A 21415-nucleotide genomic window follows, 5' to 3' on the forward strand; every position below is an offset into this window, starting at 1 on the left:
GTCATTCCCCGACGAGGAAGATGCGGGTGACGGGCACGCGCAGCGACGTCGCGCCGATGCTGACCTGCAGCCCCGTCACCGCGCGCGCGGGCGGCGCGTTGCCGATCTGCGGCACCTTCAGCGCATCGTTGTTCTGCGCCAGCGCGTCGTTGGCCGTCTGCAGATTGGTGGTCCAGCCGACGCGCGGCACGTACAGCTTCGCGTCGATCGCGCCGACGCCGCCCATCAGCGCAACCCAGCTCCAGCCGTCGACGCTGCTGTCCTTCAGCGCGTCGCGCAACCGGTTCGCGTCGTCGAGCGGCGGCGACGCATAGCGCACCACGCGCCCGCCGGCGATCCGGTAGCGGACCACCTGCAGCCGCGGCGCGGCGCCCGGCACGTCGAGCTCACGGACGATCTGCAGCGTATTGCCGGCGACGCCGATCGCCGGCTGGCCGGCTTCGTCGTCGGTCGCGGCGAGCCGCGCATCGATACGCATCTGGTCGAACATCTGCGCGAACACGCGCTCGTCTTCCATCTCGGACGCGACCTTGTCGCGGCCGCGCATGATCTGGTCGAGCCCGCGCCACGCGAGAATCGCGACGACCGCGAGGATCGCGACCGCGATCATCAGTTCGATCAGCGTGAAACCGCGCACGCGGCGCGCGCCGGCGGAACGCGCGGGCCGGCGCCGCATCGGCGCGTCAGAGCGGACGGCTGGTTTCATTCGCGACCACCGTCACCATTTGCGCGAGCACGCCGGCGCGCCCGGGCATGCTCACCGAAACCTGCACGCGCCGGAATACCGGGTTCGGCGTCGTGCTCACGCGCTGCGTGCAGACGAGCTGCACGTTGCCTTGCGAGCAATCGAAGCTCTGCTCGCCGACCTCCGGCCAAGCATGCGTGAGGCGCAGCTGCGCGAGCGCGTTGTCGGCACTCCAGCCGGCGAGCAGCCGGCGATGGAGATCGGACGCGTTGGTCGCCATCGTGCCGACCGCGCGGATCGACGCGCCAAGCGCGACCGCGATGATCGCGAGCGCGACCAGCACCTCGATCATCGTGAAGCCGCGGGAAGAAGAAGCCGGGAAGGGCAGGCGACGACGCATCGTCATTGCACCTCGTAGCGGCCGTTGCCGGTGCCGACGATCGTCGCGCTGCCGACCGCCGAATGCAGCGTCACGCGCACCGGCGTGTCGATGCTTTCGGTGCCGAACACGACGCGGCTCGCGCGCGTGTCCGACCCCGGATAATCGATATCGGCGCCCGTGACGCCGCCGTCCCAGTCGCGCGGACGCAGCAGGTCGTCGCGCAGCGTGCGCCAGCCGTCGGGCGAGCTCACGTCGAAACGAAAACCGTGCGCGGTCGGCTGCCACGCGATCGGTCGCGCGCGCACCTGCGCTTCGTCGCCCGCCGTCTCGAACAGCAGCGCGACGCGCTGCGCTTCCTCGCGCAGGTCGGTGCGCGGATTACGCGTGAGCGACAGCGACGCGAGCGACACCAGCAGGCCCGCGATCACGAGCACGACCAGCATCTCGAGCAGCGTGAAGCCGCGCGCGCGCGCCTGCGGCGCGGTCATGATCGCGCCGCTCCGCACGCGGTTGTCGCGGGCATCGCGGCAATCGCGTGCGGAGCGCAAGGGCGTGCGAAGGGCGGGCATGAATGGAAGAACGGTGAAGAGCGTCGACCGGTCAGCGCACGCTTACTGCCACGAACCGATGTCGGTGTCGTTGCCTTCGCCGCCTTCCTTGCCGTCGGCGCCGTAGCTGAACACGTCGATCTCACCGTGCACGCCCGGGTTCAGGTACTTGTAGCCGTTGCCCCACGGATCGTTCGGCAGGCGTTCGAGATAGCCGCCGTCCTTCCAGTTGTTGGGGATCGGATCGGTGGTCGGCTTCTGGATCAGCGCGTTCAGGCCCTGCTCCTGGGTCGGATAGCGGCCGTTGTCGAGCCGGTACAGCTTGAGCCCCTGCATGATCGTGCCGATGTCCTGCTTCGCGGCGATACGGCGCGCCTCGTCGGGGCGGCTCATGATCTTCGGCACGATCAGTGCCGCCAGGATCCCGATGATCGCGACCACCACCATGATCTCGATCAGCGTGAAACCGCGCTGACGGCGCACGGCCGCATTACGGCGAGTGATCCACGTTTGCATGACTGACTACCTCTTTCCAAAAAATGTCGTCGATTGAGTGATGCGCCCGGCGCATTCCGGACGTTTGCCTGACGGCAAGCTTCCGTTTCCCGGGGGCGCGGAGCACGCATTGTAAGGCGCGCATCGCCGAGGGCTTTCACCCAACGCAAATTTCACATACATCCGTACAATAGCGCGCATGAACGCGCTCTCGATCCGGATCCTCTCCCTCGCCCTCTTCGCGGGTTTGTGCGCGACGGCCACCTACTGGGTCGTCACGCTGTCGGCCCGCGAAACGCCGCTGCCCGCCGCCGCCGCGCGGTTGCCGATCCGCACCGAGGACGCCGCCGCGCTATTCGGCGGACAGCTCGACAAGAATCCCGTGCAGGACATCCACCTGTTCGGCATTCTCGCGCTCGATCATGGCGCCGCCGCGATCGTCGGCATCGGCGGCGAACCGCCGCGCGCCGTGTCGCTCGGCGCGGAGCTCGCGCCCGGCGCGAAGCTCGCCGAAGTCCGCAGCCGTTCGATCATCGTCGACCGCAACGGCGCCCGCGCCGAAGTCCAGCTCCCCGCGAACACGCCGTCCCCCGCGATCTACATGCGTTGAACGGTGGTGGCCTGACCGGCCGTCAGGCCGTTACTGCACCATGTTGTTCAGCTCGATGATCGGCAGCATCACCGCCAGCACGATCACGAGCACGATCCCGCCCATCGCCAGGATCAGCAGCGGCTCGAGCAGGCTCGTCAGGAACATCGTGCGCCGCTCGAGTTCGCGCGCCTCGCCTTCCGCCGCGCGGTCGAGCATCGTCGTCACGTCGCCCGTCGCTTCGCCGGAACGGATCAGATGCACCAGCACCGGCGGAAACGTCTTCACGTTGTTCAGCGCGCGCGACAGCGCGGAGCCTTCGCGCACGCGCACGATCGCATCGTCGATGTTCGCGCGCATCGCTCGGTTCGACAGCGTCTCGCCGGCCGCCTGCAACGCGCGCAGGATCGGCACGCCGGCCGCGGTCAGGATGCCGAGCGTGCTCGCGAAGCGCACCGTGTTGTAGCCGCGCACGAGCTTGCCCGCGAGCGGCGCGGTCAGCACCCAGCGGTCGAATGCGAGCCTGGGCCCGTCGCGCGACAGCGTCGCCTTCACGAACCACACGACGAGCGCGACCGCGATCAGGATCGCCCACCACCAGTGCCGCACGAAATCGGACAGCGCCATCATCACGATCGTCAGCAGCGGCAGCTGCTGCTTGGTGCTCGCGAACACGTTGACGACCTGCGGCACGACATAGCTCAGCAGGAACGTGACGATGCCGAATGCAATCAGCGTGACGATGCCCGGATACGTGAACGCGAGCAGGATCTTCTGCTTCAGCGCGTTGCTCTGTTCGATGTAGTCGGCCAGCCGCGACAGCACGATGCCGAGCTTGCCGGTGTGCTCGCCCGCCGCGACGAGCGCGCGGTAGATCTCCGGGAAGTCGCGCGGATGCTCGCCCAGCGCATTCGCGAGCGAATGGCCGCCGAGCACTTCCGCACGGATCGCGGCCATCAGTTCGCGGATGTAGTCGCGTTCGGACTGCTCGGTGAGCACGCCGAGCGCCTCGTCGAGCGGCAGCCCCGCGATCAGCAGGCTCGCGAGCTGGCGCGTGAGGATCGCCTGCTCGCGCTGCGACAGCTTGCGGCCGAACGCGAGGCGCTGCGAACGCGCGCCGCGGCTCGCACTCGCGGCCGGCTCGACGACGAGCGGCGTGAGCCCCTGCGTGCGCAGCTGGCCGCGCGCGGCGCGCGCGCTGTCGGCATCGATCACGCCTTTCTGCGCGCGTCCCGCCGGATCGATTGCTTCGAAACGGAATGCCGGCATCGCGCTATGCGCCTCCCGTCACGCGCAGCACTTCCTCGAGCGACGTCGCGCCGGCCGCGAGCCAGCGCTCCGCGTCGTCGCGCAACGTGCGCATTCCTTCCGCGCGGCCCGCGGCGAGAATCTCCGCATCGGCCGCATTGCGGTGGATCAGCGAGCGGATCGAGTCGTCGATCACCAGCAGTTCGTACACGCCGCGCCGGCCCGCATAGCCCGAATGCCCGCACTTGGCGCAGCCGACCGGATGCCACACGGTACGGCCGTCTTCATGCCGTTCTTCCTTGCACACGGGGCAGAGCTGGCGCACCAGACGCTGCGCGAGCACGCCGAGCAGCGACGACGCGAGCAGGTACGGCTCGACGCCCATGTCGGTCAGGCGCGTGACGGCGGACGCGGCGTCGTTCGTGTGGAGCGTCGCGAGCACGAGGTGGCCCGTCAGCGATGCCTGCACCGCGATCTGCGCGGTTTCGAGGTCGCGGATTTCGCCGATCATGATCACGTCCGGGTCCTGGCGCAGGATCGAGCGCAGCGCCCGCGCGAAGGTCATGCCGATCCGCTCGTTCACCTGCGTCTGGCCGATGCCGGACAGGTCGTATTCGATCGGATCCTCGACCGTCATGATGTTGGTCGTCGCCGTTTCGAGCCGCGACATCGACGCATACAGCGTGGTCGTCTTGCCCGAACCGGTCGGGCCCGTCACCAGCACGATCCCGTGCGGGCGGCCGATCAGCTTGTCGAACTGGCCGAGCGTGTCGCGGCCCATCCCGAGCGCTTCGAGATTCAGGCGCTGCGCGTCCTTTTCCAGCAGGCGCAGCACCGCGCGCTCGCCGTGCCCGGTCGGCAGCGTCGACACGCGCACGTCGACCGGCCGGCCGCCGACGCGCAGCGTGATGCGGCCGTCCTGCGGCAGGCGTTTCTCGGCGATGTCGAGCTGCGCCATGATCTTGATCCGCGAAATCAGTGCGCCGTGCAGCGCCTTCTTCGGGCGCACGACGTCGCGCAGCGTGCCGTCGACGCGAAAGCGCACGACCGACGCATTCTCGAACGGCTCGATGTGAATGTCCGACGCCTGTTCGCGCGCGGCTTGCGTGAGCAGCGCGTTGATCATGCGGATGATCGGCGCGTCGTCTTCCGACTCGAGCAGATCCTCGACCTCGGGGATGTCCTGCATCAGCCGCGACAGGTCGACTTCGCCCTCGACCTCGCCGACGATCTGCGCCGCGCTGCCGTCCTGGCGCGCATACGCCTGGTTGATCGCCTGCGCGAGCGCGTCGGCCGGCACGCGATGCACGGAGATCGAGCCGAAATTGCGCGCGATCTCGGCCAGCGCCGCATCGCTCGTGCGTTCGCTGATCCACACCTCGAGCGTGTCGTCGAGCTGGTGCGCGATCAGCACCTGGCCGCTCTTCGCAAAGCCGTACGGCAACAGGCGCGCGGCAAGCGGCGACGGCGGCTGCCGTTCGTCCGGCGCGCCGTCCTGGGGCGAGGACGCGAGCACGTTGCTCACTGCAAGGCTCCCGGCGCGGCGGTCAGCGGTTGTTGCGGCACCGGCTGCTGCGGCACGCTCTGCGGCTGCACCGGCGCCGGTTCGACCGGCGGCGCCACCTGACGCTGCATCTGCTGGCGGCGCATCTTGTCGAGGTCGAACAGGTTGCCGGCCGCCGTGCCGCCCTGGCTCGGGCCCAGCGGCATCGGCGGAACGACCGGATCGTCCTTGTCGCGGATCACGTTGTTGTCCGACCGGTACGCGCCCGTCACGCCCTGGATGTAGTCGTAGCGGTTGGCCGTGACTTCCTGCGCGGTGCCGCGGTCGGCGATGATCACCGGGCGCAGGAACACCATCAGGTTGGTCTTCTTGCGCTGCTTGCTTTCGGAGCGGAACAGCTGGCCGATCCACGGGATGTCGCCAAGCAGCGGCACCTTGCTGTTGGACACGTTGTACGCGTCCTGCATCAGGCCGCCGAGCACGATGACTTCGCCGTTGTCGGCCAGGATCGTCGACTGGATCGAGCGCTTCGTGAACGACGGGCCCGTCTGCGCATTCGACGTCGCGGTGTCGACCGCCGAATCTTCGGTATACAACTGCAGCTTCAGGATCCCGCCGTCGGTGATCTGCGGTTTCACGTGCAGCGTCAGGCCGACGTCGCGGCGATCGTAGGTGTTGAACGCGTTGCTCGTCGTGCCGCTCGTCAGGTTCGAATACGAACCGGTCGGGATCGGCACGTTCTCGCCGACGACGATCTTCGCCTCTTCGTTGTCGAGCGTGATCAGGTTCGGCGTCGACAGCACGTTCGCGTCGCTCACGCCCGCGAAGTACTGCAGCAGCGCGCCGAGCCCCTGCACGCCGAACATGTTGTGCAGCCAGCCGATGTTGAGGCCCTGGTTCAGGTTCGCGAGATTGCCCGGCAGCCCGACCGCGGTGCTGCCCGCGGTGCCCGTCGTCAGGTTGATGATGCTGTTGCCGGCCACGGTGCCGGCGGTGGCCGCGAGGTTCGTGCCGGCGAGCAGCGCGCCGCTCGCGACCTGCCACTGGATGCCGAGCTGGCCGGCCGTCGTCGAGTTCAGTTCGACGATCAGCGCCTCGATGTAGACCTGCGCGCGGCGCCGGTCGAGCTGGTCGATCACCGAGCGCAGGTTCCGGTAGACCGGCTCGGATGCCGTGATGATCAGCGAGTTGGTCGCCGCGTCGGCCTGGATCATCCCGCCCGGCTGGTTGTCGTCGCCCTTTTCCTTGTCGCCGCCGAGCAGGCCGGCATTGCCGAGGCTGCCGCTGCCCGATGCGCCGCCGCCATACGCCGACGAGGACGAGCCGCCCAGGCCGCCGGACGGCAGCGGCGGGGTGCCGGACGTGCCGGTCGAGAAGTTGCCGCTCGACGACGAGCCGCCGCTCTGGTTGAAGCTGTTCGCGTCGTTGGACGACGCGGACGAGCCGGTGTCGTTGCCGCCCTTGCCGAGCATCCCGCGCAGCGTCTTCGCGAGCTTCACCGCGTCGGCGTTGCGCAGCGCCACGACGTGCATGTTGCCGGGCACCCCGCTCGGCGCATCGAGCTGCTGCACGAGACGCTTCGCCGCCGCGAGGCGCGACGCGGTCGAGGCACGCAGCATCAGCGAATTGGTGCGCGGGTCGGCCGTGACCGACACCTTCAGCGTCGCATCGCTGTTGCCGATCGCACCCGGGTCGAGCATCTTCTGCAGTTGCGCGGCGAGATCGATCGCGTTCGCGTTGCGCAGCGGCACGACCTGCACCTGCGCGCCCGCGGCGCTGTCGACGCCCGCGATGATCTGCGCGATGCGGCGCACGTTATCCGCGTAATCGGTGACGACGATCGTGTTGTTCGCCGGGTAGGCGGTGACCGTGTTGTTCGGCGAGATCAACGGCCGCAGCACCGGCAGCAGGTTGTTCGCCGATTCGTTGTGCAGCTCGAACACCTGCGTGATGACCTGGTCGCCGCGCGCTTGCGGCGTATTGCCGATGTAGGTCGGCACGCCCTGCAGCTTCGCGTCGGCCTCGGGCACGACCTTCAGCACCCCGTGATCCTGCACGAGCGCGAAGCCCTGCATGCGCAGCGCGGACTGCAGCGTCTTCAGTGCCTGGTCTTCCGGCACCGGCCGTTCGGCCACGAGATTGAGCTGCCCCTTCACGCGAGGGTCGACGATGATGGTCTTGCCGGTTGCGGCGCCGATCGCCTTGGCGACCTGGTCGATATCCGCATTCACGAAATTGAGCGTGACCTGAGCGTAGGCGGCCTGCGAGACGATGATGCCGGCGACGATCAGGGTCGTCGCGACGCGCCGCATAACGAAGCGATTTCTTGTCATGGATGAATGGGTCGATGCCGGCTCAGGCCGCTTCCGGCGGTAGTGCTGGGATCCAAGGTCCTAAAGGGGCGACATTAGCAGTTTTTCATGTCCGAAATATCACATTGATCCGAGGACTGTCTCACATACGACATGTATTCGACGCGATGTATGCGATATGTAAGGCTTTGCCTCGCATCGGCTTGTCGGCCATCGCTGTCATATTGCGATGATTCGACACGGAAATACGCTATAAACGGGTTGCCGTCTTCCCGCATGTCGCAACGTAACGGACTGCCGGTATGATACGGGCGGCTTGTTTCTGGTCGCACGAATAACCGGCGCGGGTTTTCCCGACCCTTGCGTCATTCCCTTTGCGTTTCACGTTTCCGCACCATGAACAGACGGTTCGCTTCGATCGCGTTGGTCGCCGCCGGCGTGTGGTTCGCCTGCGGAAACGCTCGCGCGGATTGTTTCGACGAGGCGGCCCGGTACCAGAAGGTCAATCCGCTGATCCTGCGCGCGATCGCGTGGCAGGAATCGCGCAACCGGCCCGACGCGCTGAACAAGAATACGAACGGCTCGGTCGACTACGGCCTGATGCAGATCAACTCGATCCACCTGTCCGCGCTGTCGCGCTACGGCATCGGCCGCGACACGCTGATGGAGCCGTGCAAGAACGTCTACATCGCCGCGTGGCATCTGCGCCAGAAGATGAACCGCTACGGCAACACCTGGCAGGCCGTCGGCGCCTATCATTCCGAAACGCCGTCGCTGCGCGACAAGTACGCGCGGCAGATCGCCGGGATCCTCGCGCAATGGAAGCTGCTGCCGCCCGTCCAGTGATGCCGCGTCGCATCGCGCGCTGACGCCGCGCCGCTCGGCCCGCGCGCGTTTGATGCACAATGCGGTTCTCACGCTGCGGTTTCGCCCGGCTGCGGGCGACCGGCTCCGGGCCGATCGTGCCCCGCAAAGGCGCCGCGGCCGCTTTTTCATCTTTTCCGTTGGTGCAAATCGTTATGAATCCGGCAATGAACCAGCCGTTGCCCGTCACCGTGCTGTCCGGTTTCCTCGGCGCCGGCAAGACCACGCTGCTCAATCACATCCTCGCGAACCGCGCGGGCCTGAAGGTCGCGGTGATCGTCAACGATCTCGCGGCGGTCAACGTCGACGCGTCGCTCGTGCGCGATGCGCAGGCGCTGTCGCACGTCGAGGAGCGCCTCGTCGAGATGTCGAACGGCTGCATCTGCTGCACGCTGCGCGACGACCTGCTCGTCGAGATCCGCAATCTCGCGGCAGAGGGGCGCTTCGATGCGATCGTGATCGAATCGACCGGCATCGCGGAGCCGATGCCGGTCGCCGAAACCTTCACGTTCGTCGACGACGACGGCGCATCGCTGTCGAAAGTCGCGCGCCTCGACACGCTCGTCACCGTGGTGGACGCCTACAATTTCCTGCGCGACTACGGTTCCGACGACGCGCTCGCGACGCGCGGCATCGCCGCCTCGGACGAAGACGATCGCACGCTCGTCGAACTGCTGATCGAGCAGATCGAATTCTGCGACGTGCTGGTGATCAACAAGGCCGACCTCGTCGCCGCCGATGAGCTCGCGCGCCTGCGGCACATCCTCGCGCGGCTCAATCCGCGCGCGCACCAGGTCGTGTCGACGTTCGGCAACGTGCCGCTCGACGAAGTGCTGAACACCGGCCGCTTCGATTTCGACGAAGCCGCGAACGCGCCGGGCTGGCTCGCGTCGCTCGATCACGCGCACACGCATTGCGACGATCCCGAGTGCCACGATCCGCATCATGCGCACGTGCACGGCGAAGCCGACGAATTCGGCATCGGCAATTTCGTTTACCGCGCGCGCCGGCCGTTTCATCCGGCTCGGCTCTGGGCGTTGCTGCATCAGGAGTGGCCGGGCGTGCTGCGCAGCAAGGGCTTCTTCTGGCTCGCGACGCGCAACGACATCGCAGGTTCGCTGTCGCAAGCGGGCGGCGTCTGCCGTCATGGCCCGGCAGGGCTCTGGTGGGCCGCGCAGGATCGCGCGGAATGGCCGGACGACGACGAGCTGCTCGCCGAGATTCGCACGGAATGGCAAGGTGAGCTCGACGACCGCTCGGTCGGCGATCGCCGTCAGGAACTCGTGCTGATCGGTATCGGGCTCGATGCCGACGCATGGCGCGAGAAACTCGACGCGTGCCTGCTCACCGACGCGGAATTCGCGCTCGGTGCGGCGCAATGGACGGCGTTCGACGATCCGTTCCCGGTGTGGGATGTCGACGCGCACGACGACGACGATCCCGGCGACGCGCAGATCGTCCACGCGTAACGCACGGTAAAAACGGCCTGCGAAGCAACCGTTAAATCTTGCAAGAGTGGTGCGGACTGTGGCGAAAACGCCGCGCGCACCCAACAAAAAACCCGCCGAACGGCGGGTTTTCTCTTGAACAGGCGCTGGTTTAACGCTTGTTGACGGCGTCCTTGAACGCCTTGCCAGCCGTGAACTTGACCGTCTTGGCTGCCGGGATCTTGATGGTTTCGCCCGTCTTCGGGTTGCGGCCCGTACGTGCTGCGCGCTTGCCCGAACCGAAGCTGCCGAAGCCGATCAGCTGAACCGCATCACCCTTCGACACGGCCTTCTTGATGACTTCGAGCAGCGTGTCCAGCGTTTCGCCGGTTTGAGCCTTGCTGGCGCCCGTTTGGGCGGCGACGGCGTCGATCAGTTCCTGTTTGTTCATTAAGGTTCCTTTTTCAGGTTAGGTTTGACACGAACAGCGCGAACGCGCCGATTATACGTGCGCGAACCGTGCCGTCGAGAGTCAGACTTCGACGGCACAGCGCCGAATCCTGGCCCGCGCGACGTGCCGTCCGGCTTGGCCGGCGGCCACCCCGCGGTACGGCGTTGCTATGATAGCGCAGCGCAAACCCAATAACGACAAGGGTTTCAAAGATTTTCATCGGTATTTCGCCGAATGAATCGTCGATTGCCCGTTTTTTGACCTGCGCCAACCGGGCAGGATACGCAGCCGGGTCCGCCCATGCGCAACGCCGTTGGATTTTGCCAACGGCCCGTCGGACCCCTCCGCGCAATCCCTTGCCAGGCTTGGCTGACACGTTTTTTGTTTCGCATGCCCGACCGACTCGTTCCCGCCACGCTCGCCGTCCGCGACGACGGCACTCTCGTCTCGCCCGAGTACGGCGAACTCCGTCGCGACGCGTCGCGCGCAGGCTCGCACGCCAGCCGGATGCTCGCCGGCAACGGCCTGCCGGCCCGCTGGCAGGGGCGCCGCACGTTCACGATCGTCGCGACGGGGTTCGGCGCCGGCGGCCAATTTCTCGCGACATGGGCCGCGTGGCGCGACGATCCCGCGCGCGGCGAGCGGCTGCATTTCGTCGCGATCGAACCGCATCCGTTCTCGCGCGACGATTTGCGCCGAGCCGTTTCCCATATGGTTGCAAACACAACCATTTCGAAACATGCCGAAGCGCTGGTCGACGCGTGGCCGATGCTCGTGCCCGGCCTGCATCGGCTCGAATTCGACGAAGGACGCGTGGTGCTCACGCTCGCATTCGGCGATGCGCGCGACATGCTGCAGCGGCTCGTCGCGCGCGCCGATGCGTTCTATCTCGGCCAGGCCGCATCGGCCGGGCACGGCGATTTGCTGCCGACCGACGTGATTCGCACACTCGCGCACGTCGCTGGAGAAGGGGCGACGTATGCGACGCATGCGCGCGACGACGCCGTGAAACATGCGCTGGAGCAAACAGGTTTCACGAGTCGCGACGTCGACGACGGCACGGGCGAGCCCGCATTGCGCGTCGGCGAATATGCGCCGCGCTGGCGGATGCGCCGGCACGAACCGCCGCGCGCATTGCCGGTTGCCGCGCGCGACGCGATCGTGATCGGCGCGGGGCTTGCCGGCTGCGCGGTCGTCGAGCGGCTCGCCGCACGCGGCTGGAACGTCACGCTGATCGAGCGGCACGAACGGATCGCGAGCGACGCATCGGGCAATCCGGCCGGCGTGTTTCATCCGCTGATGACGCGCGACGACAACATCGCGAGCCGCCTCACGCGCGGGGGTTTCCTGCATGCGCTCGCACGCTGGCGCGCGCTCGAACGTGCCGGCCATGCGTTCGTGCGCAGCACGCGCGGGATGATCCATCTCGCGGAATCGGCCGACGATTTCGCACGAATGCGCGATGCGTTCGACGCACTCGGCGCACCGTCCGACTATGCGTCGCTGCTCGATACGGACGCCGCTCGCACGCATCTGAACTTGCCGGTCGCCCATGGCGGCCTGCTGTTTCCGCATGGCGGTGCCGTCTGGCCGGCCGGGCTGTGCGCCGCGCAAGTCGCGGCGGCCGGCGAACGCGTGAAACTGCTGGCCGGCACCGAAGTCGCGCGACTCGAGCGTGATGGCGACACGTGGCGCGCCGTCGATGCGGCAGGCGCGACGCTCGCCGCGGCGCCGGTCGTCGTGCTCGCGAATGCGGGCGACGCAGTGCGTCTCGCCGGCCTGCGGCATGTCGCGCTGCAACCGGTGCGCGGCCAGCTCACGCTGCTGCCGCCGGGCAGCACGGCGGCGCTGCCGTGCCCGGCGATCGGCGACGGCTATGCGGTGCCGCTCGACGACGGCACGCTGCTGATCGGCGCGACGTTCGAACCGGACGACGTGGATCCGGCGATGCGCACCGCAGGGCATCTCGAAAACGTCGAGCGCGTGCGGCATCTGCTGCCCGGCCTGATCGGCGAGCTGTCCGACGTCGACACGCTGCGCGGGCGCGTCGCGTTTCGCTGGGTCGTCGCCGATCGCGTGCCGGTGATCGGCCCGCTTGCCGACGAAGCGCAGGCCGTCGCGAATGCACGCGCGCTGAGCGGCGCGAAGGCGCGCGATCTCCCGCGCACGGCCGGCCTCTACGGCGCATTCGGCTACGGCTCGCGCGGTCTCGTGTGGGCGGCGCTGGGCGCCGAGCTGATCGCGTCGCAACTCGAAGGCGAGCCGTTGCCGCTCGAGCGCGAACTCGCCGATGCCGTCGACCCGGCCCGATTCCTGATCCGCGCGCTGCGCGGCCGCCAGATCGGCTGACCCCGACTGGCGGCGCCTCACAGTCCTTCGATTGCTTCGCGCAAGGTTATCCACGCCACGCTGTGGATAACCGCGCGGAATCCGTGCGCACTGCGTGTGCAATCACAGTGGACGTAAACTGGGTAACTCGGCACAGCTGTGAGGCGGCCCGAAAGTTGCTCAACTCAAACCTCTGTGAGCAAACAGCCTGTGCAACCGGTTATGGCAACGCCAACGCATTGATCTTGCTACGTAAACCGAAGTTATCCACAGAACTGTGCGCGCCTTGTTAACTTCTACTACGTATATATACAAGTAAACCTTTGAAACCAACGACCTGCAGCGGCTCACAGGGCTGCGAGTCGATTCAATCGGTTCCGGAGCGAAAAAGCTGTGGCACAATCGGTTTCCTTCGCGTTCGTTCGGCCAAGCGCCGGACATGCATCAATGGAACGGTCGGCACGATTTCGAATCTGAATCTTCGAGACAGCGCCGTCCGTTCACACACCAGGCCGACAATCCAGATCGGCAGCCTGAACGACAGTTCCGCCGGACGGCGGAAGAGGCGGATCCCATGTCCGCCGTCGTCGACCACAACAATCACATTCGGGGCGATACCCAGCCGGCGCGCGCATCTCATTTCTGACGCTTGACCCCGTGTCGCTGGCGGTTGCTTCCAAAGGAGAAGTCACCACGATGAAGTCGGCGTTCTCATTCCTGCCCAACTGGCCGCTTGCGCCGGATGCCGTGTTCTGGGCCGGCCTCGCGTTGTTCGCGGCCGGTCTGTGTGGCGAGCTGTGCTATCGCGCATGGCGGTTGCCGCGCATCACCGGCTATGCGGTCATCGGTCTCGTCGCCGGTTCGTTCGGATTCGGCGTGATCGACGCGAGCACCGACGAAACCTCGCGGCTCCTGATCGACGTCGCGCTCGGCCTGCTGCTGTTCGAGCTCGGCAGCCGTCTCGACCTGAAGTGGATTCGCCGCAATCCGTGGCTCATCGCGTCGAGCCTCGCGGAAGCGACGCTGACGTTCGTGCTCGTGCTGTTCGTGATGCTCGCGCTCGGCGTGTCGGGCATGGTCGCGCTCGTGTTGTCGGCGATCGCGATTGCGACGTCGCCGTCGATGGTGATCCAGCTCAAGACCGAACTGCGCGCGGAAGGGCAGGTGTCGCAGCGGCTCATCACGCTGACCGCGCTGAACGCCGTGTACGCGATCGTGCTGACCAAGCTCGTCACGAGCTGGCTCCACCAGGAAGCGTACGGGAACGTTTTCGCGACGATCCTGCAGCCGGTCTACCTGATCGTCGGTTCGTTCATCGTCGCGTATCTGGTCGCGCGTGCGTGCAATTACCTGTTCCGCCACATGACCGCGACGATGCGCGACGAGCATTCGTTCGTCGCCTTGTTCGGGCTCGTGATGCTCGCGATCGCGGTCGCGCAGGCGCTGAAGCTGTCGACGCTGCTCACGCTGCTGCTCGCCGGCATCATCGTGAAGAATCTCGAAGCGCGTCCGCAGCTGTGGCCCGAGCATTTCGGCACAGCCGGCTGGCTGCTGACGGTGACCCTGTTCGTGCTGACGCTCACGTCGTTCACGTGGGGCGACATCGCGCTCGGCGGCCTGCTCGCGATCGCGCTGATCGTCACGCGGCTCGTCGCGAAGCTGGCCGGTGTCGTCGTGTTCGCGAAGCCGAGCGGGCTCGGGATGAAGCAGGGCGTCGCGCTCGGCATCGCGCTCACGCCGATGTCCGCGCTGTCGTACCTGCTCGTCGACGACACCTACCAGCTCTATCCGAATTTCGACCCGCACCTGCGCGCGATCGTGATGTGCACGATCGTGATCCTGCAGCTCGTCAGCCCGTTCGTCGTCTACCGCTGCCTGTCGGCGGTCAGCGAACGCAGCGACAGAAACTGATTCCGGAACCTGCCATGGCACTCGAAACCTTCGTCAATTCCGAACCATTCACGTTCGGCGTCGAACTGGAGATCCAGGTCGTCAACACGCACAACTACGATCTGACGAAAGCGGCATCCGACCTGATGCGCCTGATCCAGGGCGAGACCTTCCCCGGCAACATCACGCCGGAAATCACCGAGAGCATGATCGAGCTGTCGACCGGCATCTGCCATTCGCACGAGCAGGCCGTCTCCGAACTGCGCGCGATCCGCGACGTGCTCGTGAAGGCGGCCGACCAGCTCAACGTCGGGCTGGGCGGCGGCGGCACGCATGCGTTCCAGCAATGGAGCGACCGGCAGATCTACGACGCACCGCGCTTCCAGTACATCTCGGAGCTATACGGCTATCTGGCGAAGCAGTTCACCGTGTTCGGCCAGCACGTGCACATCGGCTGTCCCGATCCGGACAGCGCGCTGTTCCTGCTGCACTCGATGTCGCGTTTCATTCCGCATTTCATCGCGCTGTCCGCGTCGTCGCCGTTCGTGCAGAACGTCGACACCGGCTTCCATTCGGCGCGCCTGAATTCGGTGTTCGCGTTCCCGCTGTCGGGGCGCGCGCCGTTCGTGCTGACCTGGGACAGCTTCGAGGAGTACTTCACGAAGATGGTCAACACGGGTGTCGTCAACTCGATGAAGGACTTTTACTGGGACATCCGGCCGAAGCCCGGCTACGGGACGATCGAGGTGCGCGTGATGGATACGCCGCTGTCGGTCGACCGCGCGGCCGCGATCGCGTGCTACATCCAGACGCTTGCACGCTACCTGCTGACCGACCGGCCGCTGAAGCTGTCGGAGGACGACTATCTCGTCTACACATTCAACCGTTTCGAAGCGTGCCGCTTCGGGCTCGAGGGCACCTGCGTCAATCCTCAGACAGGTGAGCGCCGCACGATCGCGGAAGACATCCTCGACACGCTCGACCGGATCGCGCCGCATGCGGCCGCGCTCGGCTCGCGCGCGGCACTCGACGAGATCGGCGCGCTCGCGAAGGCGCGCGTGAATGACGCATCGTGGTTGAGAACCGTTTTCAAGCAGGAAAAATCGCTGAACGAGACGGTTCGGCAGCAGTGCCTGCGCTGGCGTGAATGAAAAAATGTTTTGCAGATTACAGGCTCGACCGCGCGGCGATTCGCTGAACGGCGGCCGGCGCCGATTCGGGCCGATTGCGTCGCCAGTCGTCCTGAAAATCTGTGGATAACCCGATATTCCGCTGCAAAGTCAATGCTCTGCGGGATGGATAACCGGTGGACTCGTGCGGTCCGCACGGTGGCCGATCCGAACCGGAAAATGCTTGCGCATTGCGCCGCGCGGCCGGCACCGATTGCCGGCACAACGAAAAAATCAGGTTATCCAACGATTTTCCACAGAACGTGGGGGATAACTTAGCTGTGCGATTTTCCGCTCTCGCTTAGAATGTCGGCTTTGCGGACACCGGAACGACGTGTGTCTCACCGGTCGCCGCGAACGCGACCGCCGCGTGTGCCTCGCGACGGCCGTGTCGACGCTCTTCAACGAGCGTCTGTTTTGAGATAGACATTCGATCTCCACACTACGGCTGCTCGGCAATCCGGGCGGCGGCAAAGCGAAAAGACTATGAGCGAAGGCGTTTACGGGAATCAGGCTTCGGGGCGTGTGACCCACAGCTTGCTGCGGTTGAGTACGGCCATGCGAAGCCAGGCATGGGATTGGGCGGAAGGCGCAGGCCTGACGCCGACGCAGGGCGAGATCCTCGTGCTGCTGCTGCAACGCAAGGGCCCGATGCGGCTCGGCGAGATCGCGCGCGAGACGCAGCTCACCGCTGCGACCACCAGCGATGCGGTCAGCACGCTCGAGACGAAGGGGCTCGTCGAGAAGCGTCGCGCGCTGGACGACGGCCGTGCGCTTGCCGTGCGCCTGTCGGCCCGCGGCCGTACCGCGGCGAAGAAGGCGCTGCAATGGCCGGAATTCCTGACGAAAGCGGTCGGCAAGCTTGGCGCGGACGAGCAGGGCGCGCTGTACCGCGCGCTGCTGAAGACGCTGCGCGAACTGCAGGTGGCCGGTGCGACGCCGCCGCAGCGCATGTGCCTCACGTGCGCGCATTTCCAGCCGGGCAAGCAGTCGAAGAAGACCGTGCATCACTGCGCGGCGCTCGACATGGCGATGGCCGACAGCGATCTGCGTCTCGATTGTTCGGTGCACGAAGAAGCCGACGCGGCGACGCAGAAGAAGACCTGGAAGGTGTTCGCCGGCTGACGTCCGTCGATCGACCGGGAGGCCGATGATGAACGCGGAAGTGGTGGCGATCCGCCACGTGCATTTCGAGGACCTCGGCAGCTTCGAGCAGGTGCTCGGGGAGCGCGGGCGGCGGGTGCGCTACGTGGACGTCGGATCGTCGCGCGTCGAGGTGCTCGATGCGCGCCAGCCGTCGCTGCTCGTGATGCTCGGCGGCCCGCTCAGCGTGTATGACGACGCGCAGTATCCGTCGATCGCGCCGCTTGCGGCGCTCGTGCGCCAGCGCATCGACGCCGGGCTGCCGATCCTCGGCATTTGCCTGGGCGCGCAGTTCATCGCCCGCGCGCTCGGTGCGCGCGTCTATCCGGCTGCACAGAAGGAGCTCGGCTGGGCGCCACTGACGCTCACCGACGCGGGCCGCGCGTCGCCGCTGCGCCATCTCGACGGCGCGGCGACGTCGATGCTCCACTGGCACGGCGATACGTTCGACCTGCCGGGCGGCGCGATCCATCTCGCGTCGACGCCGGCCTGCCGCCACCAGGCGTTCACGTGGGGGCGGCATGTGCTGGCGCTGCAGTGCCATCCTGAAATCCGCACCGACCGCTTCGAACCCTGGCTGATCGGCAACGCCGGCGAAATCGCATCGACGTCCGGCATTGACGCGTGCCAGCTGCGCGCGGATACCGTGCAGCACGGTCCCGCGCTGGAATCGGCCGCGCGCCGCATGTTCGCGGAGTGGCTCGACAGCATCGGGCTTTGATCCCGGGCGTGCGGCACCGCGCATGACCGGCTGGCGGGCAATGCCGGCTGGCAGCTTCGCTGCATGTCACAGGCGCGCCGTCGCGATCGGCTTCACGCCGGCCCTGGCTGACCATCCGCTTACTGCCGAACCCGCCTTCAGCAGGCTTCAGGCCTGCATGCTACGCTCGTCCGCTCTTTCCCTTTCCTGGCGAGCGGCATCCATGACTGCGCTGTTTACCCCGTTCACGCTGCGCGGCGTGACCCTTCCGAACCGGATCGTGATTTCCCCGATGTGCCAGTACTCGGCCGAGCGCGGCGAGGCGACCGACTGGCACATGATTCACCTCGGCCATCTCGCGCTGTCCGGCGCGGGCCTGCTCTGCATCGAAGCGACCGCCGTCGAACCGGACGGCCGCATCACGGCCGGCGACCTCGGCCTGTGGGACGACGTGACCGAAGCGGCGCTCAAGCCCGTGCTCGCGTCGATTCGCAAGCACTCGCCGGTCCGCGTCGCGATGCAGCTGTCGCATGCGGGGCGCAAGGCGTCGAGCGAGGTGCCGTGGAAGGGCGGCCAGCTTGTGTCCGTCGCCGATGGCGGCTGGTTGCCGGCGGCCCCGTCGGCGCTGCCGCACAAGGATGGCGAGGCGCCGCCGCTCGCACTCGACGCGGCCGGCCTGAACCGGATCCGCGAAGCGTTCGCGGCTTGCGCGAGGCGCGCCGCGCGCCTCGGCATCGATGCGCTCGAAGTGCATGCGGCGCACGGCTACCTGCTGCACCAGTTTCTGTCGCCGCTCGCGAACCAGCGCACCGACGAATACGGCGGCTCGCGCGAGAACCGGATGCGCTTTCCGCTCGAGATCTTCGAGATCGTGCGCGCGGCGTTTCCGGAGGACCGGCCGGTCGGCGTGCGTGTGTCGGCGACCGACTGGGTCGAGGGCGGCTGGGAGCTCGACGACACGATCGCGTTCGCGCACGAACTGAAGCAGCGTGGCTGCGACTGGATCGACGTATCGTCCGGCGGCGTGTCGCCGCTGCAGAAGATTCCGCTGTCGCCCGGTTACCAGGTGCCGTTCGCGCAGGCCGTGAAGCGCGCGGTCGGGATGCCGACGATCGCGGTCGGCCTGATCGACGAACCCGCCCATGCGAACCGGCTGATCGAGGCGGGCGACGCCGATTTCGTCGCGATGGCGCGCGCGATGCTGTACGACCCGCGCTGGCCGTGGCACGCGGCCGCCGAGCTCGGCGCGCAGGTGTCGGCGCCGCCGCAGTACTGGCGTTCGCAGCCGCGCGAGCACAAGGCGTTGTTCGGCGACATCGCATTCGGCCAGCGCTGAGCGTCATGCGCGCCGGTGCGCGCGATGTTGAATGAAGCAATCTCGAACGTGTAGGATGCGGGTGATTCGCCGCATGCCCCGACGCGGCACCGACCGGTGCCGTAGGTTCGTTGTGCGCGACGAGAGGGTCGCGCACCGCGGCCGTCTTCCATTCAAGCCGTCTTCACAAGGATTCGTTCGATGAGTTCACGCAGGATCGCGGTGCGCCGCTCGGGAGTACACGGCAAGGGCGTGTTCGCGGTGGAACCGATCATGGCCGGCGAGCGCGTGGTGGAATACAAGGGCGAGCGAATCTCGTGGAAGGAGGCGCTGCGCCGCCATCCGCACGACCCGAGCGAGCCGAACCATACGTTCTACTTCGCACTGGAAGAGGGCGGGGTGATCGACGGCAAGATCGACGGCAACAGCGCGCGCTGGATCAACCATTCGTGTGCGCCGAATTGCGAGGCCGAGGAGGTCAAGGGCCGCGTGTTCATCCATGCGCTGCGCGACATCGGGCCGGAAGAGGAGCTGTTCTACGACTATGGCCTCGTGATCGACGAGAAGCTGACGAAGAAGCTCAAGCGCGAATACGCGTGCCATTGCGGCGCGACCGCGTGCCGCGGCACGCTGCTCGCGACACCGGACGACGACGGCAAGAAGAAAAAGAAGAAGGACAAGCAGGACGGCAAGTCCGGGTCCGGCACGAAGGACAAGAAAAAGAAGAAGTAGCCGGGGCGGCCGCGCATCGTGCGCGGCGGCTTCAATGGACGGCCGCCGAGCGGCCGTTCCTCTCTCCCTGCCGGTGCGCGCGCCGTGCGCGACTCAGTGCGTCGGTGCGGCGGCCGGTGTCTCGCTGGCCGGCTTCGCGGTGCGCTCGGCAAGCGGCACTCGCACCACGAAGCGCGAGCCGCCTTCCGCTGCATCCTCGTACGATACCGTGCCGCCGTGCATCGCGATGATGTCGTGCACGATCGCGAGGCCCAGCCCGGCACCCGTCTCGACGCCGTTGCCGCTTTGCGCATCGCCGCGGAAGAAGCGCTTGAACAGGTCGGCCTGCTGATTGGCCGGCACACCCGGGCCGTTGTCCTCGACGACGATCTCGGCGGCCGGCTGGCCGTCCTCGAGCGCGCCGCGTGCGACGTTCACGGTGATCCGTGCGCCGTCCGGCCGGGCCAGCGGCACGTATTTCAGCGCGTTGTCGAGCAGGTTCGCGATCACCTCGCGCAGCAGCACGGGGTTGCCGCGCACGTTCAGCGTTTCGTCGTCGCCGGGTTCGTCGCTGCGCTGGAAGCCGAGGTCCACATGCGACGCGAGTGCGCGCGGCACCCACTCGGCACCCGTCTCGAACGCCATCGTCGCCAGATCGACATCGACGAAACGCGCGGCTTGCTCGCCTGGCTCCGCGCGGGCGAGCGACAGCAACTGGTTCGACAGTCGCACCGCACGGTCGGCGGCCGCACGCAGCTCGCGCACCGCGGCGTAGGTCTGCTGCGGATCGCGCGCGACGGCCGCCTGCTCGGCATGCAGCTTCACGGCCGTGAGCGGCGTGCGCAACTGGTGCGCGGCATCGGCGATGAACTTGCGCTGCGCGTCGAGCGCGGTCTTCAGGCGGCCGAGCAGCGCGTTCATCGCGCTCGTCAGCGGCCGGATCTCGAGCGGCACGTCGGTTTCATCGACCGGCTCCAGCGACGTGTGGGTCTGCCGGTTCAGCGAATCGGCGAGATGCGTGAGCGGGCCGAGCTGCTGGTTCACGACGCGCCACACGATGCCCCAGCCCGCGAGCAGCAGCAGCAGCAGCGGCATCATGATCGCGACGAGGAATTCGGCCGCGATCCGGTAGCGGTGCCGCACCGGCTGCGCGACCTCGACCACCATCGGCCGGCCGCCATCGACGTCGTCGACGCGCACCTGCGCGACCCGCACCGCGCGGTTGTCGTACTCGGCTTCGAACACGTACGCGTGATGCATGCGGCGCACGTTGATGCCCTGCAGCGGCAGCTTCGGGTCGCCCGCGAGCTCCTGTTCACCGTCGCTGATCCGGTAGATCAGCGCCTCGGCCGGATCGGAGAACATCGCCTGCGCGAGCGGCGGCACCGTGAACGGCGCGTCGGGGCCGGCGATCTGGATCTGTTTGGAGATGGCGGTCGCGAGATCGGCGAGCGAGCGGTCGATCACGTGTTGCGTGTATTGCCACGCGAGCCAGTAGGCAATCAGGCCGCTCATCAGCGCGAGCATCGACAGCGGTGCCGCGAGACGCCTGAGCAGCGAGCGGCGCAGGCTGGTAGTCACAGCCGGATCAGGAGACATTTCGACGGGCAAATGGATAAGCGCCGCTCACGGGGAGCGGCGTGGTCGTGCGCCG

At 67.1% G+C, this 21415-nt stretch carries 19 protein-coding genes; 10 read left to right on the forward strand and 9 right to left on the reverse strand.

Annotated features, from left to right (window positions below; genetic code table 11):
- Window position 1: 1 nt before the first annotated feature.
- Genes ACTJKF_RS17835 through gspG form a run of 4 tightly spaced genes read right to left on the reverse strand, consistent with a single transcriptional unit; the run spans window position 2 to window position 2131 of the window.
- Window positions 2-706 carry a PulJ/GspJ family protein gene (locus ACTJKF_RS17835; protein WP_440624812.1) on the reverse strand — a complete coding sequence of 235 codons (705 nt, stop codon included), beginning with the start codon at window positions 704-706 and terminating at the stop codon, window positions 2-4.
- Entirely contained in the window at window positions 684-1091 is a 408-nt protein-coding gene (gene gspI, locus ACTJKF_RS17840; protein ID WP_440624813.1) for a type II secretion system minor pseudopilin GspI, read from the reverse strand. Before gspI ends, ACTJKF_RS17835 begins: the two co-directional genes overlap by 23 nt.
- On the reverse strand, window positions 1088-1636 hold the full coding sequence (locus tag ACTJKF_RS17845; RefSeq protein ID WP_440624814.1) for a GspH/FimT family pseudopilin: 549 nt from the start codon (window positions 1634-1636) through the stop codon (window positions 1088-1090). The genes gspI and ACTJKF_RS17845 overlap by 4 nt, the downstream gene beginning before the upstream one ends.
- A 42-nt stretch (window positions 1637-1678) precedes the next feature.
- On the reverse strand, window positions 1679-2131 hold the full coding sequence (gene gspG / locus ACTJKF_RS17850) for a type II secretion system major pseudopilin GspG (RefSeq protein WP_440624815.1): 453 nt from the start codon (window positions 2129-2131) through the stop codon (window positions 1679-1681).
- A 178-nt stretch (window positions 2132-2309) separates the two neighbouring features.
- Between gspG and ACTJKF_RS17855 the strand changes: the two genes are divergently transcribed.
- Window positions 2310-2720 carry a hypothetical protein gene (locus ACTJKF_RS17855; protein WP_440624816.1) on the forward strand — a complete coding sequence of 137 codons (411 nt, stop codon included), beginning with the start codon at window positions 2310-2312 and terminating at the stop codon, window positions 2718-2720.
- Between the two features lie 30 nt (window positions 2721-2750).
- Here the strand turns inward: ACTJKF_RS17855 and gspF are convergent, their stop codons facing one another.
- The 3 genes from gspF to gspD are packed head-to-tail and all read right to left on the reverse strand — an operon-like array spanning window position 2751 to window position 7763.
- Entirely contained in the window at window positions 2751-3968 is a 1218-nt protein-coding gene (gene gspF, locus ACTJKF_RS17860; RefSeq protein ID WP_440624817.1) for a type II secretion system inner membrane protein GspF, read from the reverse strand.
- 4 nt (window positions 3969-3972) lie between these two features.
- Window positions 3973-5472 (reverse strand): type II secretion system ATPase GspE, encoded by a 1500-nt coding sequence (gene gspE, locus ACTJKF_RS17865; protein WP_440624818.1) that lies wholly within the window; start codon window positions 5470-5472, stop codon window positions 3973-3975.
- Window positions 5469-7763 carry a type II secretion system secretin GspD gene (gene gspD, locus ACTJKF_RS17870; RefSeq protein ID WP_440624902.1) on the reverse strand — a complete coding sequence of 765 codons (2295 nt, stop codon included), beginning with the start codon at window positions 7761-7763 and terminating at the stop codon, window positions 5469-5471. The genes gspE and gspD overlap by 4 nt, the downstream gene beginning before the upstream one ends.
- A gap of 396 nt (window positions 7764-8159) precedes the next feature.
- Here gspD and ACTJKF_RS17875 point away from each other — a divergent pair, with 396 nt between their 5' ends.
- The gene (locus ACTJKF_RS17875) at window positions 8160-8609 is read left to right on the forward strand and encodes a lytic transglycosylase domain-containing protein (RefSeq protein ID WP_440624819.1); all 450 of its coding nucleotides are present in this window, start codon (window positions 8160-8162) and stop codon (window positions 8607-8609) included.
- A gap of 173 nt (window positions 8610-8782) precedes the next feature.
- A complete protein-coding gene (locus ACTJKF_RS17880; RefSeq protein WP_440624820.1) occupies window positions 8783-10096 on the forward strand; it encodes a GTP-binding protein in 1314 nt (437 codons plus the stop codon).
- Between the two features lie 130 nt (window positions 10097-10226).
- Here the strand turns inward: ACTJKF_RS17880 and ACTJKF_RS17885 are convergent, their stop codons facing one another.
- The gene (locus ACTJKF_RS17885) at window positions 10227-10505 is read right to left on the reverse strand and encodes an HU family DNA-binding protein (RefSeq protein WP_006401505.1); all 279 of its coding nucleotides are present in this window, start codon (window positions 10503-10505) and stop codon (window positions 10227-10229) included.
- A 390-nt stretch (window positions 10506-10895) separates the two neighbouring features.
- On the opposite strand from ACTJKF_RS17885, the gene mnmC reads away from it, so the two are divergent.
- The 7 genes from mnmC (at window position 10896) to ACTJKF_RS17920 (ending at window position 19782) form a co-directional block, all read left to right on the forward strand.
- Window positions 10896-12854 carry a bifunctional tRNA (5-methylaminomethyl-2-thiouridine)(34)-methyltransferase MnmD/FAD-dependent 5-carboxymethylaminomethyl-2-thiouridine(34) oxidoreductase MnmC gene (mnmC, locus tag ACTJKF_RS17890; RefSeq protein WP_440624821.1) on the forward strand — a complete coding sequence of 653 codons (1959 nt, stop codon included), beginning with the start codon at window positions 10896-10898 and terminating at the stop codon, window positions 12852-12854.
- Between the two features lie 675 nt (window positions 12855-13529).
- Window positions 13530-14744: a cation:proton antiporter gene (locus ACTJKF_RS17895; RefSeq protein ID WP_440624822.1), complete on the forward strand. Its 1215-nt coding sequence runs from the start codon at window positions 13530-13532 to the stop codon at window positions 14742-14744.
- A 14-nt stretch (window positions 14745-14758) separates the two neighbouring features.
- Complete coding sequence (locus tag ACTJKF_RS17900) at window positions 14759-15874, forward strand: YbdK family carboxylate-amine ligase (protein WP_440624823.1); 1116 nt, start codon at window positions 14759-14761, stop codon at window positions 15872-15874.
- Between the two features lie 504 nt (window positions 15875-16378).
- A complete protein-coding gene (locus ACTJKF_RS17905; RefSeq protein ID WP_440624824.1) occupies window positions 16379-17017 on the forward strand; it encodes a MarR family winged helix-turn-helix transcriptional regulator in 639 nt (212 codons plus the stop codon).
- A gap of 28 nt (window positions 17018-17045) precedes the next feature.
- The gene (locus tag ACTJKF_RS17910) at window positions 17046-17756 is read left to right on the forward strand and encodes a glutamine amidotransferase (protein ID WP_440624825.1); all 711 of its coding nucleotides are present in this window, start codon (window positions 17046-17048) and stop codon (window positions 17754-17756) included.
- Between the two features lie 202 nt (window positions 17757-17958).
- Window positions 17959-19071, forward strand: coding sequence for an NADH:flavin oxidoreductase/NADH oxidase (locus ACTJKF_RS17915; RefSeq protein WP_440624826.1), 1113 nt, complete (start codon window positions 17959-17961; stop codon window positions 19069-19071).
- A gap of 180 nt (window positions 19072-19251) precedes the next feature.
- Window positions 19252-19782, forward strand: a complete 531-nt coding sequence (locus tag ACTJKF_RS17920; protein ID WP_440624827.1) for an SET domain-containing protein — start codon at window positions 19252-19254, stop codon at window positions 19780-19782.
- A gap of 93 nt (window positions 19783-19875) precedes the next feature.
- Here the strand turns inward: ACTJKF_RS17920 and ACTJKF_RS17925 are convergent, their stop codons facing one another.
- On the reverse strand, window positions 19876-21360 hold the full coding sequence (locus ACTJKF_RS17925) for a sensor histidine kinase (RefSeq protein WP_440624828.1): 1485 nt from the start codon (window positions 21358-21360) through the stop codon (window positions 19876-19878).
- Between the last annotated feature and the right edge of the window lie 55 nt (window positions 21361-21415).

It is taken from the genome of Burkholderia sp. 22313 (assembly GCF_052045245.1).
In the GTDB taxonomy this organism is placed as follows: Bacteria; Pseudomonadota; Gammaproteobacteria; order Burkholderiales; family Burkholderiaceae; genus Burkholderia.

Coding starts and splice junctions, on each gene's coding strand:
- ACTJKF_RS17835 (WP_440624812.1), bottom strand. CDS start 706: ATGAAACCAGCCGTCCGCTCTGACGCGCCGATGCGGCGCCGGCCCGCG.
- gspI (WP_440624813.1), bottom strand. CDS start 1,091: ATGACGATGCGTCGTCGCCTGCCCTTCCCGGCTTCTTCTTCCCGCGGC.
- ACTJKF_RS17845 (WP_440624814.1), bottom strand. CDS start 1,636: ATGCCCGCCCTTCGCACGCCCTTGCGCTCCGCACGCGATTGCCGCGAT.
- gspG (WP_440624815.1), bottom strand. CDS start 2,131: ATGCAAACGTGGATCACTCGCCGTAATGCGGCCGTGCGCCGTCAGCGC.
- ACTJKF_RS17855 (WP_440624816.1), top strand. CDS start 2,310: ATGAACGCGCTCTCGATCCGGATCCTCTCCCTCGCCCTCTTCGCGGGT.
- gspF (WP_440624817.1), bottom strand. CDS start 3,968: ATGCCGGCATTCCGTTTCGAAGCAATCGATCCGGCGGGACGCGCGCAG.
- gspD (WP_440624902.1), bottom strand. CDS start 7,763: ATGCGGCGCGTCGCGACGACCCTGATCGTCGCCGGCATCATCGTCTCG.
- ACTJKF_RS17875 (WP_440624819.1), top strand. CDS start 8,160: ATGAACAGACGGTTCGCTTCGATCGCGTTGGTCGCCGCCGGCGTGTGG.
- ACTJKF_RS17880 (WP_440624820.1), top strand. CDS start 8,783: ATGAATCCGGCAATGAACCAGCCGTTGCCCGTCACCGTGCTGTCCGGT.
- ACTJKF_RS17885 (WP_006401505.1), bottom strand. CDS start 10,505: ATGAACAAACAGGAACTGATCGACGCCGTCGCCGCCCAAACGGGCGCC.
- mnmC (WP_440624821.1), top strand. CDS start 10,896: ATGCCCGACCGACTCGTTCCCGCCACGCTCGCCGTCCGCGACGACGGC.
- ACTJKF_RS17895 (WP_440624822.1), top strand. CDS start 13,530: ATGAAGTCGGCGTTCTCATTCCTGCCCAACTGGCCGCTTGCGCCGGAT.
- ACTJKF_RS17900 (WP_440624823.1), top strand. CDS start 14,759: ATGGCACTCGAAACCTTCGTCAATTCCGAACCATTCACGTTCGGCGTC.
- ACTJKF_RS17905 (WP_440624824.1), top strand. CDS start 16,379: ATGAGCGAAGGCGTTTACGGGAATCAGGCTTCGGGGCGTGTGACCCAC.
- ACTJKF_RS17910 (WP_440624825.1), top strand. CDS start 17,046: ATGAACGCGGAAGTGGTGGCGATCCGCCACGTGCATTTCGAGGACCTC.
- ACTJKF_RS17915 (WP_440624826.1), top strand. CDS start 17,959: ATGACTGCGCTGTTTACCCCGTTCACGCTGCGCGGCGTGACCCTTCCG.
- ACTJKF_RS17920 (WP_440624827.1), top strand. CDS start 19,252: ATGAGTTCACGCAGGATCGCGGTGCGCCGCTCGGGAGTACACGGCAAG.
- ACTJKF_RS17925 (WP_440624828.1), bottom strand. CDS start 21,360: ATGTCTCCTGATCCGGCTGTGACTACCAGCCTGCGCCGCTCGCTGCTC.